General features: G+C 61.9%; 16 protein-coding genes. 7 read left to right on the forward strand and 9 right to left on the reverse strand.

Annotated elements, in window-relative coordinates:
- Positions 1 to 24: 24 nt before the first annotated feature.
- The 9 genes from CHEJ32_RS0113550 to CHEJ32_RS0113595 all read right to left on the reverse strand — a co-directional run bounded on the left by CHEJ32_RS0113550 (position 25) and on the right by CHEJ32_RS0113595 (position 10,764).
- The gene (locus CHEJ32_RS0113550; protein ID WP_028034346.1) at positions 25 to 1,173 is read right to left on the reverse strand and encodes an acyl-CoA dehydrogenase family protein; all 1,149 of its coding nucleotides are present in this window, start codon (positions 1,171 to 1,173) and stop codon (positions 25 to 27) included.
- Complete coding sequence (locus CHEJ32_RS0113555; protein WP_028034347.1) at positions 1,173 to 1,976, reverse strand: enoyl-CoA hydratase family protein; 804 nt, start codon at positions 1,974 to 1,976, stop codon at positions 1,173 to 1,175. The genes CHEJ32_RS0113550 and CHEJ32_RS0113555 overlap by 1 nt, the downstream gene beginning before the upstream one ends.
- Before the next feature lie 11 nt (positions 1,977 to 1,987).
- On the reverse strand, positions 1,988 to 2,464 hold the full coding sequence (locus tag CHEJ32_RS0113560; protein WP_028034348.1) for a MarR family winged helix-turn-helix transcriptional regulator: 477 nt from the start codon (positions 2,462 to 2,464) through the stop codon (positions 1,988 to 1,990).
- Positions 2,458 to 3,222: an SDR family NAD(P)-dependent oxidoreductase gene (locus CHEJ32_RS0113565; RefSeq protein ID WP_028034349.1), complete on the reverse strand. Its 765-nt coding sequence runs from the start codon at positions 3,220 to 3,222 to the stop codon at positions 2,458 to 2,460. The genes CHEJ32_RS0113560 and CHEJ32_RS0113565 overlap by 7 nt, the downstream gene beginning before the upstream one ends.
- Entirely contained in the window at positions 3,222 to 5,513 is a 2,292-nt protein-coding gene (locus CHEJ32_RS0113570) for a bifunctional salicylyl-CoA 5-hydroxylase/oxidoreductase (protein WP_028034350.1), read from the reverse strand. The genes CHEJ32_RS0113565 and CHEJ32_RS0113570 overlap by 1 nt, the downstream gene beginning before the upstream one ends.
- A gap of 112 nt (positions 5,514 to 5,625) precedes the next feature.
- The gene (locus CHEJ32_RS0113580; RefSeq protein ID WP_051469677.1) at positions 5,626 to 7,200 is read right to left on the reverse strand and encodes an indolepyruvate oxidoreductase subunit beta family protein; all 1,575 of its coding nucleotides are present in this window, start codon (positions 7,198 to 7,200) and stop codon (positions 5,626 to 5,628) included.
- Positions 7,197 to 9,350 carry an indolepyruvate ferredoxin oxidoreductase subunit alpha gene (locus CHEJ32_RS0113585; RefSeq protein WP_028034352.1) on the reverse strand — a complete coding sequence of 718 codons (2,154 nt, stop codon included), beginning with the start codon at positions 9,348 to 9,350 and terminating at the stop codon, positions 7,197 to 7,199. The genes CHEJ32_RS0113580 and CHEJ32_RS0113585 overlap by 4 nt, the downstream gene beginning before the upstream one ends.
- A gap of 11 nt (positions 9,351 to 9,361) precedes the next feature.
- Positions 9,362 to 9,847 carry a MarR family winged helix-turn-helix transcriptional regulator gene (locus CHEJ32_RS0113590; protein WP_034658382.1) on the reverse strand — a complete coding sequence of 162 codons (486 nt, stop codon included), beginning with the start codon at positions 9,845 to 9,847 and terminating at the stop codon, positions 9,362 to 9,364.
- A 125-nt stretch (positions 9,848 to 9,972) separates the two neighbouring features.
- Entirely contained in the window at positions 9,973 to 10,764 is a 792-nt protein-coding gene (locus CHEJ32_RS0113595; RefSeq protein ID WP_028034354.1) for a cyclase family protein, read from the reverse strand.
- Between the two features lie 453 nt (positions 10,765 to 11,217).
- Here CHEJ32_RS0113595 and CHEJ32_RS0113600 point away from each other — a divergent pair, with 453 nt between their 5' ends.
- The 7 genes from CHEJ32_RS0113600 (at position 11,218) to CHEJ32_RS0113630 (ending at position 17,277) form a co-directional block, all read left to right on the forward strand.
- Complete coding sequence (locus CHEJ32_RS0113600) at positions 11,218 to 12,009, forward strand: ABC transporter substrate-binding protein (RefSeq protein ID WP_028034355.1); 792 nt, start codon at positions 11,218 to 11,220, stop codon at positions 12,007 to 12,009.
- Between the two features lie 81 nt (positions 12,010 to 12,090).
- Entirely contained in the window at positions 12,091 to 12,768 is a 678-nt protein-coding gene (locus CHEJ32_RS0113605; RefSeq protein ID WP_028034356.1) for an amino acid ABC transporter permease, read from the forward strand.
- A 117-nt stretch (positions 12,769 to 12,885) separates the two neighbouring features.
- Positions 12,886 to 13,896, forward strand: a complete 1,011-nt coding sequence (locus CHEJ32_RS24820; RefSeq protein WP_084032816.1) for a TRAP transporter substrate-binding protein — start codon at positions 12,886 to 12,888, stop codon at positions 13,894 to 13,896.
- Position 13,897: 1 nt separating this feature from the next.
- On the forward strand, positions 13,898 to 14,371 hold the full coding sequence (locus CHEJ32_RS24825) for a TRAP transporter small permease (RefSeq protein WP_051469679.1): 474 nt from the start codon (positions 13,898 to 13,900) through the stop codon (positions 14,369 to 14,371).
- Positions 14,368 to 15,663 (forward strand): TRAP transporter large permease, encoded by a 1,296-nt coding sequence (locus CHEJ32_RS0113620; RefSeq protein ID WP_028034357.1) that lies wholly within the window; start codon positions 14,368 to 14,370, stop codon positions 15,661 to 15,663. The genes CHEJ32_RS24825 and CHEJ32_RS0113620 overlap by 4 nt, the downstream gene beginning before the upstream one ends.
- 13 nt (positions 15,664 to 15,676) lie before the next feature.
- Positions 15,677 to 16,834, forward strand: coding sequence for an aminotransferase class V-fold PLP-dependent enzyme (locus CHEJ32_RS0113625; protein WP_034658384.1), 1,158 nt, complete (start codon positions 15,677 to 15,679; stop codon positions 16,832 to 16,834).
- Positions 16,831 to 17,277 carry a hypothetical protein gene (locus tag CHEJ32_RS0113630; protein WP_028034359.1) on the forward strand — a complete coding sequence of 149 codons (447 nt, stop codon included), beginning with the start codon at positions 16,831 to 16,833 and terminating at the stop codon, positions 17,275 to 17,277. Before CHEJ32_RS0113625 ends, CHEJ32_RS0113630 begins: the two co-directional genes overlap by 4 nt.
- The last annotated feature ends 7 nt before the right edge of the window (positions 17,278 to 17,284 follow it).

Below are 17,284 nucleotides of genomic sequence, written 5' to 3' on the forward strand. Positions count from 1 at the left end.
AGCCAACCATATTTCGGAAACCGCTCACGCATTGCTCAGCACCTGCCGCGCGATCACCACTTTCTGCACGTCCGAAGCACCCTCGTAGATGCGCAATGCGCGTATCTCCCGATAGAGGCTTTCAACGATGTGTCCTCGGCGCACCCCATCGCCTCCATGAAGCTGGACGGCGCGGTCGATCACGTCCTGCGCGCGATCCGTCGCGAAAAGCTTGGCCATTGCCGCCTCGCGGGTGACACGCGCCGCACCCATGTCCTTTGTCCAGGCTGCGCGGTAGACGAGAAGGGCGGCGGCATCGATGTCGAGCGCCATATCCGCTAGGTGCCCCTGCACCATCTGCAAATCCGCCATGGGCGCGCCGAAGAGATTTCGGCCGGAGGCCCGGTTCACGCTCTCGTCAAAGGCCCGGCGGGCAAAACCCAGAGCAGCGGCTCCAACCGTCGAGCGGAACACGTCCAGCACCGACATCGCTATGCGGAAGCCCCCGCCTGGCTTTCCGATCATAGCGCCCGCCGGCAAGCGCACACGATCAAAGGAAAGGCGCGCGAGCGGATGCGGTGCGATCACTTCCAGCCGCTCGGCGATCGTCAGGCCCTCGGCATCGGCTGGCACCAGAAATGCTGAAATGCCCTTCGCGCCAGGCGCCTCCCCTGTACGCGCAAAGACGACATAAAGGTCGGCGATGCCGCCATTGGAAATCCAGGTCTTCTCGCCGGTGAGAAGGTAGTCGCTGCCATCGCGCTCGGCCGTCATGTCCATGGCGGCCACATCCGAGCCCGAGCGTGGCTCGGAAAGCGCGAAAGCGGAAATCGCGGCCCCCGTGCGGGTCTTTTCAAGCCAGCGCTGCTGCTCCGGCGTGCCATAGAAGCTGATCGCCCCGGTGCCCAGACCTTGCATTGCAAAGGCAAAATCTGCGAGCCCGTCGTGCCGGGCAAGCGTTTCACGCGTAATACAAAGCGTGCGCACGTCAAGTGAAGCGGGACCAGCAGGATCGATCGCGGTCGGCTTTAGCCAGCCGTCACGGCCGAGCATCTGCACCAATTCCCGGCACGCGCTATCCACGTCACCGTGATCGACGGGAAGGTTCGCCGCGCACCACGCCTCGAGCCGCTCGGCATAATCGCGATGACGATCCTCGAAGAAGGGCCAGTTGAGGAAGCTCCTGTCCGGCATCAGTTGCCCTCGAAGACCGGCTTCTGCTTTGCGACGAACGCGTGGTAGGCGCGCTCGAAATCCTTGGTCTGCATGCAGATGGCCTGCGCCTGTGCTTCCGCCTCGATCGCTTGGTCGAGCCCCATCGACCATTCCTGATTGAGCTGTGTCTTGGTGATCCCATGGGCGAAAGTCGGGCCGGAGACGATGCGTGCCGCCAGATTAAGCGCTTCCGCCTCCAGAGCCTCGGCGGAAACGAGGCGGTTGTAGAAGCCCCAGCGCTCACCCTCCTCCGCACTCATCGTGCGGCCGGTATAGAGGAGCTCGGCAGCCCTTCCCTGGCCTATGATGCGCGGCAGGATCGCGCACGCGCCCATGTCGCAGCCCGCAAGACCGACGCGTGTGAAAAGGAAGGCCGTCTTGGCCGCCGGTGTCGCGAGCCGCAGATCCGAGGCCATGGCAAGAATAGCACCGGCACCGACGGCTACCCCGTCGATCGCGGAAATGATCGGCTTGCCGCAATTGAGCATTGCCTTGACGAGATCCCCCGTCATGCGGGTGAAAGCGAGGAGTTCCTTCATCTCCATACCGATGAGCGGGCCGATGATGTCGTGCACATCGCCGCCGGAACAGAAATTCCCGCCATTCGGCAGAAGCACCACCGCATCGACATCCCCGGCATAGACGAGATTGCGGAATGTATCGCGCAGCTCTGCGTAGGAATCGAAGGTCAGCGGATTTTTCCGATCGGGCCGGTCAAGCTGGATGACAGCGACCTTCCCCTCCATGCGCCAAAGGAAATGCTTCGGCTGCAGGCCTGCCATCTCGATCGGAGTCAATGCTCACCCTCCCAATTGCTGCGAAACACATGAAGCATTTCGGATAGCCGATGCACCTCGGCCGTACCGATGCCATCCAGAAGCTCGGAGATCCATCGTTCATGGGCGGCTGCCATTTTCTCGAAAGCGGCAGTGCCGGCCCGCGTGAGCTGTACGACCGATGTGCGCTTGTCTCCCTCACGCTTGGTGCGCATGACATAGCCTTCGGCCACCAGCCGCTCGACGATGCCGGTGACATTGCCGTTGGAAACCAGCAGGAAACGCGAGAGATCGCTCATCAGCATGCCGTCAGGCGCGCGGTAGAGCGCAGACATCACGTCGAAACGCGGCAGCGTCGAATCGAAGTCGCGCCTGAGGCGTTCGCGCAATTCGCCTTCCACGATGCGCGTGGTCCGCAACATCCTGATCCAGAGACGAAGACGCTCCTTATCTCCCGAGCGTCCTTCCACCACCGATAGCGGCGCGCTCACCATGTCTCTCCCCCCGAAACAGATATGGCCTGACCGGTGATGGAGGCCGCGCCCGGGCTGCAGAGCCAGAGGACCGCCGCCGCCACCTCTTCCGGCTGGATGAACCTGCCCTGCGGATTGACTGCTTTCAAGCTCGCGCGCGCTTCCTCTTCCGACCGGCCGGTTTTCTCCACAATACGGGCGACGGATTCAGCGAGCATCTCCGTCTCGACAAAACCGGGGCAGACGGCATTCACGGTGATCGAGCTTTTGGCGAATTCGACCGCCAGCGCCCGCATAAGGCCGATCACGCCATGCTTCGAGGCCACATAGGGAGCGACATAACCATAGCCTTTCAGCCCCGCGACGGAGGCGACAAAGACGATGCGCCCGGCCTTGCGTTCCAACATGCCTGCTAGGGCTGGCTTCACGGTCAGGAAGGCGCCGGTGAGGTTGACGTCGAGCATGCGCTGCCAATCGTCAAGCCTTGTCTTTGCAGCGGGGGCGCTGGAAGCGATACCGGCATTGGCGACGACGATATCGATCGGCCCCCTCGCTGCCTCGGCCTCCTCATAGAGCCGGTCCATCGAGGCCTGATCCGTCACGTCGCCCGCCATTGCGTGAATATCGGGGTGGCCACCGGCAACGGCCTGGAGCGGTTCGATGCGCCGACCACAAATGGTCACGGAAACGCCCGCTTCGGCCAGAGCCAGAGCGATCGCCCGGCCCACGCCTGATCCGCCCCCGGTCACGAGGGCGTGTTTGCCAGCGACCGACGTCATCACACCTTCCCGAGCATAGCGTCCTGCCGTTCCTTCAACCGATAGGCCTGATCACGGCCACGCAGATATGGATCCGGCCATTTCACATGGCGGTCATTGAGGGTGACCGCTGCATGCAGGGTCCAATAAGGATCGGCAAGATGAGGCCGCGCCAGACAGACCAGATCCGCCCTGCCCGCCATGAGGATCGAGTTCACATGGTCGGGTTCGTAGATATTGCCTACCGCCATGGTAGCCATACCCGTCTCGTTGCGGATCCGATCCGACATCGGCGTCTGGAACATGCGGCCATAGACCGGCTTTGCGCGGGTCGAGGTCTGGCCGGCCGATACGTCGCAGATGTCGACACCGGCCGCCTGCAGCATGCGCGCGATCTCGACGGCATCTTCGGGGCGGATGCCTTCGTCGCCGACCCAGTCATTCGCCGAGATACGCACGGAGATCGGTTTCTCCTCCGGCCACACGGCGCGAACCGCGTGGAAGATCTCCAGCGGGTAGCGCATGCGGTTCTCCAGGGAGCCGCCATATTCATCGGTGCGTCGGTTGGTGAGCGGCGTGATGAAGGCCGAAAGCAGATAGCCGTGTGCCATATGCAGTTCGAGCATGTCGAAGCCGGCCCGCTCCGCCATTTCGGCAGAGGTGACGAACGCGTCCCGCACCTCGTCCATGTCCTTGCGGGTCATCTCCTTGGGGATTTGGTGCGCATCGCTCCAGGGAACCGCCGAGGGCCCGAGGATCGGCCAATTGCCGGAGGGAAGCGGCATTTCGGAATCTTCCCAGGCGACCTGGGTCGAAGCCTTGGGACCGGCATGCCCGATCTGCGCGCAGATCTTCGCTTCAGTCTCGCTGTGAACGAAATTGACAAGCCGCTTCCACGCGACCTCATGCTCGGGCTTGTAGAAACCAGGGCAGCCCGGCGTGATGCGTCCCTCGGGCGTCACGCAGGTCATTTCGATATAGACCAGTCCGGCGCCACCCTTGGCCCGCTCGGCATAATGCACGAAATGCCAATCGGTCGGGCAACCGTCGACAGCCTTGTACTGCGCCATCGGCGACACGACGACGCGATTCATAAGACTCATGTCGCGCAACTTGAACGGCGCGAACATCGGCGCACGCGCGCCATTCACATTGCTGCCTGCCTTGCGCTGGAACCAGGACTCCGCGCTGCCGAGCCATTCGGGATCACGCAAACGAAGATTTTCATGGCTGATGCGCTGCGAGCGGGTGAGCAGTGAATAATTGAACTGCACGGGATCGAGATGGAGATAGCGCTCCACATCCTCGAACCATTCGAGCGAGTTGCGCGCCGCCGACTGGAGCCTTAGCACCTCCGTGCGGCGAGCATCCTCGTATTTCGCGAAGGCAGCCTCGAGCGTCGGCTCGGAATGAAGATAGTCGGCCAGCGCCACCGCGCTTTCCAGCGCAAGCTTAGTGCCCGAACCGATGGAGAAATGGGCACTCGCCGCCGCGTCGCCCATCAGCGCCAGATTTTCATGCGACCAGCGCGCGCAGAGCACGCGTGGGAAATTGATCCAGGCCGAACCGCGGATATGGTTGGCGTTGGACATCAATTTGTGACCGCCCAGGTGAGCCGAGAAGATCTTCTCGCACGTGGCGATGGATTCTTCCTTGGACATCTCGCCAAAGCCGAACTTGTCCCACGTCTCCTGCGAGCACTCGACGATGAAAGTCGCCGTGTCCTGGTCGAACTGGTAGGCGTGCGCCCATACCCAGCCGTGTTCGGTCTCCTCGAAGATGAACGTGAACGCGTCGTCGAATTTCTGATGCGTGCCGAGCCAGACGAACTTGCATTTGCGCACGTCGATATCGGGCTGGAAGACATCGGCGAAAATGGTGCGCGACTTGGAGTTCAAGCCATCGGCTGCGATCACCACGTCATGGCTTTCCATGAAAGGCCGCGGATCGTCGATCTCGGTCTGGAAACGCAGGTCGACGCCGAGCTCCCGCGCGCGCTCCTGCAGAAGCACCAGCAGCTTCTTGCGGCCGATGCCGCAGAAGCCGTGACCTGTCGAGACGGTCCGCGTATCGCGATAGTAAACCGCGATATCGTCCCAATACGCGAAATGCTCGCGAATCTTCGCCGCGCTTACAGGATCGTTCGCCTCCAGATTGGTGAGCGTCTCATCGGAGAGCACCACGCCCCAACCAAAGGTATCGTCCGGCCGGTTGCGCTCATAGACCGTGACCTCATGGCTTGCACCGCGCAGCTTCATCGAGATCGCAAAGTAAAGACCGGCTGGACCGCCTCCGAGAACTGCTACTTTCATTCCACCATCCTCATTTTCGGCGAAGCCTGAAGCAGGATCGCACCGGCATCGAAATATTTCAAGCCTAAAATATCACGGCGCACTGGCCCGCCGATATGCCTTTCCGATCAATCTAGCCCGCGTTTTCCTTCGCCTCCTCGGTGAAGGAGCGCACGGTGCGAATGGCGCCGTCGAGCGCCACTCCATCGGCATCCGCAAGGGCTGCTTCACGCAAGCGCCTGATCCAGTCGGCCGCGTCGCCGCGTCCCTTGAGCATGGGAAGGCAGCTGAGCACCCGGTCGAATTTGGAATGGCCCCTGGCGTGGGTGTCGGAATAGCCCTTGATTAGGCGCCGGCATTTCAGGACCTCGACGCCAAGCTCGTAGTCTTCCGCCTTCTTTTCCAGCGCCAGATCCAGCCACTTGCCAAGATGCTCTGCTTCCACTTTGTGGCGAAGCAGGCTGCGCCGCCAGCGGCGAAGGCCCCCGATCACCCAAAGCATGCCGAAGCCGACAATGCTGTCGGTGCGGATCCGGCGGCCCCGATCGACGAAACGGTTGAGCCGGTCCATCAAACCGGGATGTGACTCGATCCCCGCTCCGAGCCTAGCCGGCAGGAGGCCGACGATCTCCTGCATGCGCGGATGGAAATATTCTGTCGTAAGAAGGGTTTGCTCCCCCTTTAACCGCACTTCACGGCGTACGCGCTCGGCGCGGGCCGAACGCGTCTTCAGATCGGCAACGCGGATGATGTCATCATAGACCATCCCGTTGGCCACATATTTCGCCGCCTCGCGCGAAAAAGCGTAGTCCTTGTCCGCCCGATCCGATGCGATGATTTTTTCGAGCCGGTCGAGATATTCCCTGCCGTAAGCACAATCGAGGAAATCGACAACCTTCCGCAGCCCGAGGCCCGCCATTTCCCGGACCTGTTCCGGAAATGCTGCGACGCGGTCGCAAAGACCATCCCACTCCTTCTGGAGCTTACCGGGCCCCCGCACCGCGACGCCGTGGCCCGGGGCTTCCATCCGCTCGGGGGCAACCGGCACTTCCTTCGCCGCCGCCCGCTCGAATGCGGCCGCAAAGGCAGCCAGGCTCGCATCGGCGCCGCGGCCGCCGGCCTTGATCGTCGCTTCGAATTCTGAACGGGGAAACGGAAGCTCGCCGGAACCGGCGAGCGCGCCGAAGAGGCTCGCCGAGATGACGGTTCCCGCCTGCTTGGCGATCGCTTCCATATCGAAATGGACAAAGCGCCGGGAGGCTTCGCCCACCCGCTCCAGCACCTTGTTGCCGTCCGCGCGGCCATCGCCCGGGATGATCTTTTCCGAAACGGCGAGCATCCGGTGATTGGAGGCGATCAGCGCCGTCCGGTCCGGGGTGACGAAACCGCGCAAGACGGCCCTTCCCGCCTCAGCAAGCTCCGCTGCAATCACGATGTCCACATCGCCCGGAGATGGGCTCAAGGCAAATACGGGGCGTGCTTCCGGCCGCGCCGGGTCCTTCGGCATCATTTCCAGATAGTAGATGGTGGCGCCCGTACGCTGAGCCACACCCGCCACCGAGGTGGCCTGCACATGCCAGCCGCAGCGCATCGCGAGATCGGTGATCCAGTTGGTGAGCACGCCGCCGCCTTGCCCGCCGACCGCGAGAATTGCGAGCTTGATCACACCCCGAGTGGAGTCGGGACCCTCCGGCAGTCCAAAAGTCACGCCACATTCTCCGCAAAAACAAGCCGGCGGCTCTCACGCCGCGCCTGCAGCCAACCGATCACGCGCTGCCGCAGTCCGAACCAGAACCGCTCCCATCCCGTCGGGTTGTTCACAACATCGGCCTGGTAGAAGGAAGGGCAGAGCACGGCCGCATCCGCGACCTCGCCGCAATTGCCGCAGCCGACGCAATTCTCGTCAATCGCGGCAACCGGGTCATCGCGCAAGGGATCGTCGAGCTGCTTGACCGAAAGAGACGGACAGCCGGAAAGCCGCATGCAGGCGTGATCGCCCGTGCACACATCCTCGTCCACGCCGAACTTGGTCTTCACCACGCGCCTGCCGTCGGCAATCGCCTTCCGCCGTATCGGATTTTCGCGCCGCTGCCGGTTCAACATGCATTCCGAAGAGGCGACGATGACCTTCGGCCCGCTCTCCTCCGTCGTCAACGCCTCCTTCAGGGTGTCGCGAAGCTTGCCCACGTCATATGTGCGCTCGATATGCTTCACCCATTTCACGCCCATGCCCTTGATGGCGTCGGTAATGGGGTGGTTGGTCGACTTCGTGCGATTGTCGGCCCGGGAGGAAAGGATATCCTGCCCGCCGGTCGCCGCCGAATAATAGTTGTCCACCACGACGATGACGCCGTCATTCTTGTTGAAGACGGCATTGCCGATCGAGGAAGTGAGACCATTGTGCCAGAAGCCGCCATCGCCGACGAACGAGATCGAACGCCGCTTCGCATCCGGTGAATTGAAGGCGGACGCGGACGCCGGCCCAAGGCCATACCCCATGGTCGTCGCCCCCAGATCGAAGGGCGGCATGATGGAGAACAGGTGGCAGCCGATATCCGAGGCGATGTGGTGCTTGCCCAATTCCTGTTCCACCAGCTTGGTCGCCGCGAAGATCGGCCGCTCGGGACAGCCCACGCAAAAGCCTGGCGGGCGCATGGGAACAGCTTTCGCAAGATCCTCGAAGAGCGGCGGCGCAGGCGTGTTGGGAGCGCGGATCGCCGGCGCGAGCATCTCGCCGGCATGGGTCCGCAGGAAATTACCGATGCCGGACAGCATCACGTCGCCCGTATATTCGCCGGCCATCGGAAGCATGCTCTTGCCCTCGAGCCGCACCGTGGCTCCCGATTTATAGAGCATCGCCCCCAAGGCCTGCTCGATATAATCGGGCTGCCCCTCCTCCACGACGAGCACCGCGTCCTTCGTGGCGCAGAATTCCAGAAGCTCATCCTCGATAAGGGGATAGGTGACATTCATGACGTAGAGCGGCACTTCCGTCTCGCCATACACATCCGCCAGCCCCAGGCGCTGCAGGGCGCGGATGACGCCATTATACATGCCACCCTGCATGATGATGCCGACGCGCCCCGCGCCGCCAAAGACCTCGTTGAGCTTATGGCGCTTGATGTAGTCGATCGCCGCCGGCAACCGTTTCTGTATCTTTTCCTTCTCGTGCAGGAAGGAAGCGGGCGGCAGGACGATACGCTGGGTGTCGCGCCGGGGATTCTCCAGCGCGTCCGCCACGGTCATGGGCGGTCGCTTATTGTCCCGGGCGATGAAGGAGCCGTGCACATGGCAGCAACGGATGCGCACCTGCAACATGACCGGCGTGTTCGACGCCTCCGAAAGCTCGAAGCCGTGCTCGACGGCCGAGACGATGGACGGCAGATTCGGGCGGGGATCAAGCAGCCACACCTGGCTCTTCATCGCGAAGGCATGGCTGCGCTCCTGCATGATGGAGGAGCCTTCGCCATAATCCTCGCCGACAATGATGAGCGCACCGCCGGTAACGCCACCGGAGGCGAGGTTTGCCAGTGCGTCTGAAGCCACATTGGTGCCGACGGTCGACTTGAAGGTGACGGCTCCCCGGATCGGGTAATGCACGGAAGCTGCCAACATCGCGGTGGCCGTCGCTTCCGAAGCGCTCGCTTCGAAATGCACGCCGAGTTCCCCCAGGATCTCCTGTGCATCCGCGAGCACGTCCATGAGATGGCTGATCGGCGCGCCCTGATAGCCACCGACATATCCGACGCCGCATTCCAGAAGCGCCTTGGTGATGGCGAGGATTCCCTCGCCGGAAAACTCCTGCCCTTCACCGAGCTTGAGCTTCTGCACTTCTTTCGCGAATGATCTTTCCGCCATCGGATTTCTCCTCAGAAGTCATGCTTGCGGATGTTGACGAGCATTTTCTGCAGCGTCCGCACAAAGGCCGCATGTTCGGCCGCATCGATGCCCGAGAACATTCGCTCGTAGCTCCGCCGCATGGTCGGCCACAGTTTCTCGAAGGCCAGCCTGCCCTCGTCCGTAATGCTCACGCGGGTCGCGCGGCTGTCCTGCGGATCGGGGATGCGACGCACCAAGCCCTCGGATTCAAGGGAATCGAGCGCCCGGCTCAGCGTCGATTGCTCAACGACAGCGTAGACCGCAAGACGGCTGATGACCAGATTGTCGATCACCGAGAGGATCGCCAAAGTCCGCATCTTTGGCGTTGAGAGCCCCATTCTGGCAAGTTCTGCCCTCAGCGAAGCATTATAGCGCCCCATGATGCGATTCATGAGATAAGGCGCGAATTGCTGAAGGCCGATTTCCCCCAGCGTCTGCCCTTCCTTGCCGTCGCTGATGATGACGCGATCGTTCATCCAAGTTCCCTTGCAGGCTGACATCCCGGCCTCTGATCCCTGAGGCTCGAAATGGGCAGGGCTCCCATAGAGAGCCCCACCGGCCATAGATGTATTCTCGGGACGACCTGGTCGCCCAAGACCGGTCAAGCCTTGGGCACGAGCGCCAGGGCGCGCACGGGACTGCCGGTGCCCTGAACGATCTTCAGGGGCGCCGCGATCAGGATGGCGCCCTTGGGCGGCAGCTTGTCCAGATTGCAGAGACTTGCCAGGCCGTACCGATTCGCCTTGTGCAGGAGGTTATGCGCCGGGAAAGGCGGCTCCATCCCACCGGCGGCGCCGGCATCCGTGCCGATGCACTGCGTGCCCCAGCCGATCGCACCGCGCTCGAGGATATACTCGATGCAGTCGACGGTCGGCCCCGGCGAATGCGGCCCGTTCTCGTCCGCGTTGAGGAACGCCTCCTCCGAACCGTTCCGTTTATCCCAATCGGAGCGCATGACCACCCACTCGCCCTGGCCGATCGGCCCGTGCTTGGCTTCCCAGGCGCGCACGCCGTCAGCCGTGAGAAGGAAATCGGGATTCTCCGCCACTTCGGCCGAGCAGTCGATCACATTGACCGGCGCAACGAAGCTCTTGACCGGGATCGTGTCGGTGTAACCGTCGGAATATTCCTTCCCCGTGATCCAGTGATGGGGCGCATCGAAATGCGTCCCGGAATGCTCGCCGATCTTGAGCCAGTTCCATGCCCAGAACGGGCCGTTCTTGTCATATTCGGAGATCTTGTGAATCTCGATCTTCGGTGTGTCGACGGCCAATTCCGGCGGCAGCTTCAACAGGGGTGTATCGGGTCCCAAGGGAGCAGTCAGATCGACGACCTCGATCCCCCCGCTCAGAAGCAATTCCGTGACTTTCCCAAGGGTGGCTGCTGCTGACATGGCGATACCTCCTTTTGCCCCTGCCGGATCTGCCGGCGTCTGTCATATGCGCTATCCCGGGAAGGGAGACTAGACGGAATTATTTGCATCTGCAAATATAGTTTTAAGGGGAACTAAAGAATGCACACCTTCAGCACCACCCGGAAACCACCGGGAACGCTAGCCGACCTGCTTGTGAAAAAGCTGCGCGGACGATATTCCGCCGGCGTGAGAACCGCCAGCAAAAAGCATGCAGTTGCAGGTATTTTTGTTCTCATCGCGAAATCTATCCGTCGGCTGGGCGGGAGCATTTCCTCTATAATCTCGCAGAGAAATTTCACGCTTGAAGGATTTTCATTGATTGCTACTGAGTCTCGTGATCATTTGAGCACGCACGGGAAAGCGGGTGTATCCGCGATCTATGAGGGAACTGCCACGCAGGAGCAATCTGCGGGCGATCAAAGGAGGACTGGCATGAAACTCGGCAGATTTTTATTGGGTGTCGTTGCTGCGGCCACCCTTTCTATAGCGCCAGCCGCTGCGCAGGATAAGATCGTCGTTGGCGCCTATCCCGCCAATCCGCCATGGGAATTCAAAACTGAAAGCGGGGCTTTCGAAGGCTTTGAGGTGGACGTGGCCGCCGAAGTCGGCAAGCGGCTCGGCAAGGAAGTCGAGTTTCAGGACATGGGCTTTCAGGCGCTCTTTGCCGCCACGAGTTCCGGCCGCATCGATTTCGCGATCTCCTCCATTTCCGTCACCAACGATCGTCTGCAGAACCAGTCCTTCACCCAGCCCTATTACGATAGCGATGGAACGGTCGTGGGCCGCGAGGATTCCACCGTCGCCTCTCTCGAAGATCTGAAGGGCAAGGTCATCGGCGTCGTCGCCGGCACGACTGGTGACAAATGGGCCAATGAGAACAAGGACAAGCTGGGGATTTCCGAAATCCGCAGCTACAACGCCCAGCAGGACCTGCTGCTCGATGTTCGCAATGGCCGTGTCGAAGGTGGCGCGGGCGAACTCGCCGGCTTCCAATACGCCATGACGCAGATGCCCGGCCTGAAGATCCTGGTCCGCATCCCCACCGGCGAGCGTTTCGCCATGATGTCCCGCAAGGATCATCCGCTCGTGGCCGAGGCCAATGACGCCATTTCGGCCATGAAGGAAGATGGAACGCTCGCTGCGATCCACAAGAAGTGGTTCGGCGTCGACCCCGACGAGGGCACCAGCACAGTCACGGTAATGCCGCTTCCCAAAGCTGAATAAGCACTTTCTTCGTGCCTTTGCGGCACGCCTAAGCACCGGCCAATTCGGCCGGTGCCCTCCCTCACCGTCCGGACCTCTGCGATGGATCTGATCAGCACCTTTTTCAATTGGGAAATCCTCGTCCGCTCTTTCCCGATGCTCATGCGCGGGGTCGGCAACACCTTGCTCCTTGGCTGCGCGAGCATCGTCTTCGGCGGCATTGCGGGCCTGATCGTCTGCCTCATGCGCCTTTATGGCCCAAAGCCCCTGCGCCTGTTCGCAATCGGTTATATCGACATGCTGCGGGCAATGCCGATCCTCGTCCTGCTGATCCTGATCTATTATGCCCTCCCCTTTGTCGGGATCCGGTTCTCGTCCTTCACATCGGCGACGCTTGCCTTATCCCTCGTCCTTTCGGCTTTCACGGCCGAGGTGTGCCGCGCCGGCATCGAGAGCATCCCGCGCGGGCAGTTCGAGGCAGCGTCCGCGCTTGGGCTGAACTTCTGGACAACCATGCGCAAAGTGATCCTGCCGCAGGCGTTGCGTGTGGTCGTCCCGCCGCTCACCAGCAACTGCGTCTCGATCTACAAGGACACCGCGCTCGCTTCCGTGGTGGCGATGCCGGATCTGCTGAAGCAGGCCACCGACGCGCAGGCGCTGATGGCGAACCCGACGCCGCTCATTGGCGCCGCCGCCCTCTATCTGGCCTTCCTTTGGCCACTGGTGCGGCTGGTCAATCATCTGGAGGAGCGCGGCAAACAACAAATGACGGCAAGGTGACGTCAGAGGAATGACGACCTGACGTTCGGGCAGGCGCCGGACCGCAGTCCTGCCGGTGAGAGAAACAAATGTGGGGCGCCCACGCGGCCATGACGCGAAGGGCATTTAGGAGGTGACATGCGTAATCTACTGACAACAATCATGGCCGCAGGCGTTGCCTTGTCGGCCTTTGCCATCCCTCAGGTCGCGACTGCGCAGCAGATCAAGGTCGGCCTTTCCCTTCCGCAAAACGCGGCCGGCTTCGACTTCGTGAACGGCATGTACGAGACGTTCAAGGAGGAGGTCGAGGCCAACTCGGATATGACGGTCGATCTCGTCTATGCCGGCGCACTTGGAGCACCGAACGAGCGGCTGAACCAGATGCGCCGCGGCGTCATCCAGATGACCGACGGCGCGGACGGGAATTACGCAACGATCCACAGCGACATCCAGATCCTCAACATGCCCTACCTGTTCCCGTCGGAACAGACTGCATGGGCAGTCTTCGACGGTCCTTTCGGCCAGAAAATGGCCGAGCAGATTCGCGAGAATACGGGCATCCGCGTGCTTGGCTGGTGGGAATCCGGTGGCTTCAAGCATTTCAGCGCCAACAGGGCCATCAAGGCGCCTACCGACATGGCCGGCCTGAAGATGCGCGTGCTCGGCCCGCTCGCGACGATTCCCGTCGAGGCACTTGGTGCTTCGGCTGCGCCGATCGCCTTTGGCGAACTTTACACCTCCCTGCGTACGGGCGTGGTGGACGGGCAGGACAATTCCGTCTCCACCTTCAATCTCGTGAAGCTCTACGAGGTTCAATCCCATCTGACCCTGACCGGCCACACCTATGCCTTCGGCCCCCTTGGCATCAACGACGCGTTCTTCTCGGGCCTGCCCGAGGACAAACAGAAGGTGATCATCGACGCGGCAGCAAAGGCCATCGAATTCAACCGGACGAAATCTCGGGAGATCGAGGCCGGCGCAATCACATTCGCTAAGGAAAAGGGAGTGGACATCGTCGAGCTCACCGCCGAGGAGCGCGATGCGTTCCGCGCCGCCATGCAGCCGCCGGCCGTCGAATGGCTGAGGGCGAATGTCGACACGCCCGAGCTGATCGACGAGGCGATCGCCGCCGTGGAAGCCGCCAACTGACATGGCGAAGGCACTCTCTCTGATCGAACAGGCACTCCGCGTGATCGCGGCCATCTGCCTCTTCATCCTGACCACTCTGGTCGTATCGCAGGTTGTCCTGCGATACGGCTACGGCGGCGTACCGTTCTTTACGGAGGAAGTCGCGCGCTATGCGATGATCTGGATGGCTTTGCTTGCCGCTGCCGTGGGCGTGCGTGAAGCTAGCCACATCCGCATCGATTTCGTGCCGGATATCATCGGAGCCGCCTCCCCCCGCGCGCGGCTGCTGCTCGACGCGCTGCTGGATATCATCTCGCTCACCGTGTTTCTCGTCCTCCTCTGGTACGGGATCGACATGATGATGTTCGCAGCCGGCCAGACCAGCGAAGGCCTGCGCATTTCGCTTTCCTACCCCTACGCTGCCGTACCCGTCTCGTTCTTTTGCGCCTCTCTTTTCGCAGCGCTTCGGCTCGTACAGAGAAGTGCCGCGAAATGAGCGCCTCCCTTACAATCCTGATCACGAGCTTTGTCGGGCTCATCCTGGTCGGCTTGCCGATCGCCTGGGCGATGATCGCCGGTGTGCTTCTGTGGATGACCTACACCGGCAGTTGGAGCTTCCTGCCCATCGTGGCGGAACGGCTTTACCAGGGCATGGATTCCTTCGTCCTGATGGCGATCCCGCTCTTCGTTCTCGCGGGAGAGCTCGTGAATGAAGGGAAGATAACCGACCGGCTCATCAATTTCGCCAACGCCTTGTTCGGCTGGATGCGCGGCGGCCTTGCCCAGGTCAATATCGGCGCCTCGATCCTCTTCGCCGGCATCACCGGCGTGGCATTGGGCGACATCGCCTCGCTCGGGCGTGTCTTCATTCCCGCCATGGTGAGACAGGGTTACACCTCCGCCTATGCGGCAGCAGTAACCGCCTCCTCCTCGATCATCGGCCCAATGGTGCCGCCTTCCCTCGTCGCGGTCATCTACGGCTCGATGACGGACGTTTCCATTGGCGCGCTGATGGCGGCAACCCTCGTGCCGGGTCTTCTGATCGGCGTCGTGCAGATGATGCTCGTCGCGGTTCAGGCCCGCATCTACGGATTTCAAAGGGTGGAGATGGACCGCTCGCCCCGCGCCCTGGTACGGGTCACCGGCCACGCGCTCGTGCCATTGATGATACCGGTCATCATTCTTGCCGGCATGTTGGGCGGACTGATGACACCCACGGAAGCGGGCGGTGTCGCGGCGGTTTATGCGCTCGTCGTTTCCGTCTTCCTCTTCCGTTCGATCAATCTACCGGCCCTCTCGGATGTCTTCAGCCGTTCGGCCCTCTTTTCAGGGCAGTTGCTGATCATCGTGGGCTGCGGTGCGGCCTTCTCCTGGGCGATGGGGATGGAAAACGTTCCCGGCATGATCGGCGCGACCATAGCCGGCTGGGAGCTCGGCTATTTCGCCACGATGCTGGTGTTCAATCTTATCCTGCTCGTGCTCGGCATGTTCATCGATCCGACGACAGTGATCATCCTGTTCGGTCCCCTGCTTTCAGCCGCGGCGGTCCAGGCCGGCATTGATCCACTGCATTTCGGTGCCGTGGCCATCCTCAACCTGAATATCGGGTTGCTTACGCCCCCGCTCGGCGTATGCCTGTTTGCGGCCGAGCGCATCGCCAACTGCGGCTTCGTCCCCTTGCTGCGGGCAACCGCGCCGTTCCTCCTCGTCAACCTGATCGCGCTGGCGATCGTCGTGGCGGTTCCGGAACTCAGCCTCGGGCTGCCGAGACTTCTCGGCTTCCAATGAAATGGAGCACTTCATGACGAATTCAGATCCTATCGCGCCGGATGGCTCCGCCTACTTCCTCTACCACTCGATCGGCATGTATCCCGGCAAAGCGCAGGCCATGGCACAGGCTTTCACGGATTTCTCCGAAAGCTGGGGCGCGCTTGATGACGGGCAGTGGATGCGGGCGCTTTCTGCCAGGCAGGAATTCATCGATCTTTGGAGCCGCCTGATCGGCGCGCCGAAGGGGACACTCACCTCAGCTGAGAATGTCACGACGGCACTCTATAGTCTCGTCGGCGCGCTTCCGTCGGAGCATCTTCAGGGGCGGAAGATCCTTGTGGCTGGCGACTGCTTCCCTAGCCTTCACTTCCTGCTCGCCGGCCTTGCACCGCGTCTCGGCTTCACGCTGGAAACCGTTCCGCTGCGTCGGGGGGAAAACTGGGTGCGCGACGAAGACATGATCGCGCACTGGGACGAAAGCGTAGGCGTGGCGCTGCTCACATTCGTGACCTCGACGGCTTCGCACCGCTGTGATCTCGCCGCACTGGCGGACCACGGGCGGCGCATGGGCAGTCTGGTGGGTGTGGATATTACCCAGGGCGTCGGCCTCTTGCCTTACGGCGTCGATGCCCCGGCGGTTGATTTCACCGTCTCGACGACCCTGAAATGGCTGTGCGGAACGCCGGGAGCCGGCATTCTTCATGTGGCCGAACCGCTGCTGAAGAACTGCCGGCCGGAATTGCGCGGCTGGTTCAGCCAGGAGAACATCTTTTCCTGGGACCTGGACGCCTTCGCCTATGCATCCGATGCCCGGCGCTTTGACCACGGCACGCCTTCCGTGCTTGCCTGCGCAGGTTCGGTGCCTGCCTTGAAATGGCATGCGGCGCAGGATCAGGCGGCCATGCTGGCGCACAACAGGAAGCTTGGCGGCATGATCATCGAGGAAGCCGGGCGGCTGGGCCTTACACTGGCAAGCCCGCCGGAAGAAGAGCGGCGCGGCGGCAGCATCATGCTGCGTCTACCCGAGCATGCCGAGCCAACTGCCGTGGTCAATGGCCTTCGCGAGAAGGGCGTGTTCACGGATTGCCGGGGCCGCATCCTCCGCCTTTCACCTGGTATCATCACGACCGAGGAGGGCGTGGCACACCTCTTTGAAACCCTGCACGGCCTTCTGGGTACGCGCTCATGAATCCCTCCGCCGCCTACAGCCATAGTGTGACGGCGCTGCTCGACGTGCCTGCACGGAGCGCTTTCGATTTCATGCGTGATCCGATTGCGCTCGGACGATGGTCGCTCGGCTGCATGGACACGCATCCGGCAGGAAAGGATGGCATCCATTCCGGTCGCTCGCTCTTTGACGGCGGCGAAGGTTTCTTCAGGATCGACGCCGATCCGGAAAGGATGATCGTCGATTATTTTCTGGGGTCGCCAGAGAGGATGGTTCCCAGAATCTCCGCGCGGATCATCGCCGCCGAGGTCTGCGATCTGAAGCCGGATCAGTGCTATGTGACGCTGACGGCATGGCGGGGAAGCGGCATGGATGACGCGCGCTGGCACCGCCTCTGCGCAACGCACGAGGCCGAAATCCTGCTCATCAAGGCGCAGTGCGAAGCGGCGGCAGCGTCGGCCTGACAGGAAA

It is taken from the genome of Chelativorans sp. J32, from assembly GCF_000518985.1.
Classification (GTDB): domain Bacteria; phylum Pseudomonadota; class Alphaproteobacteria; order Rhizobiales; family Rhizobiaceae; genus Chelativorans.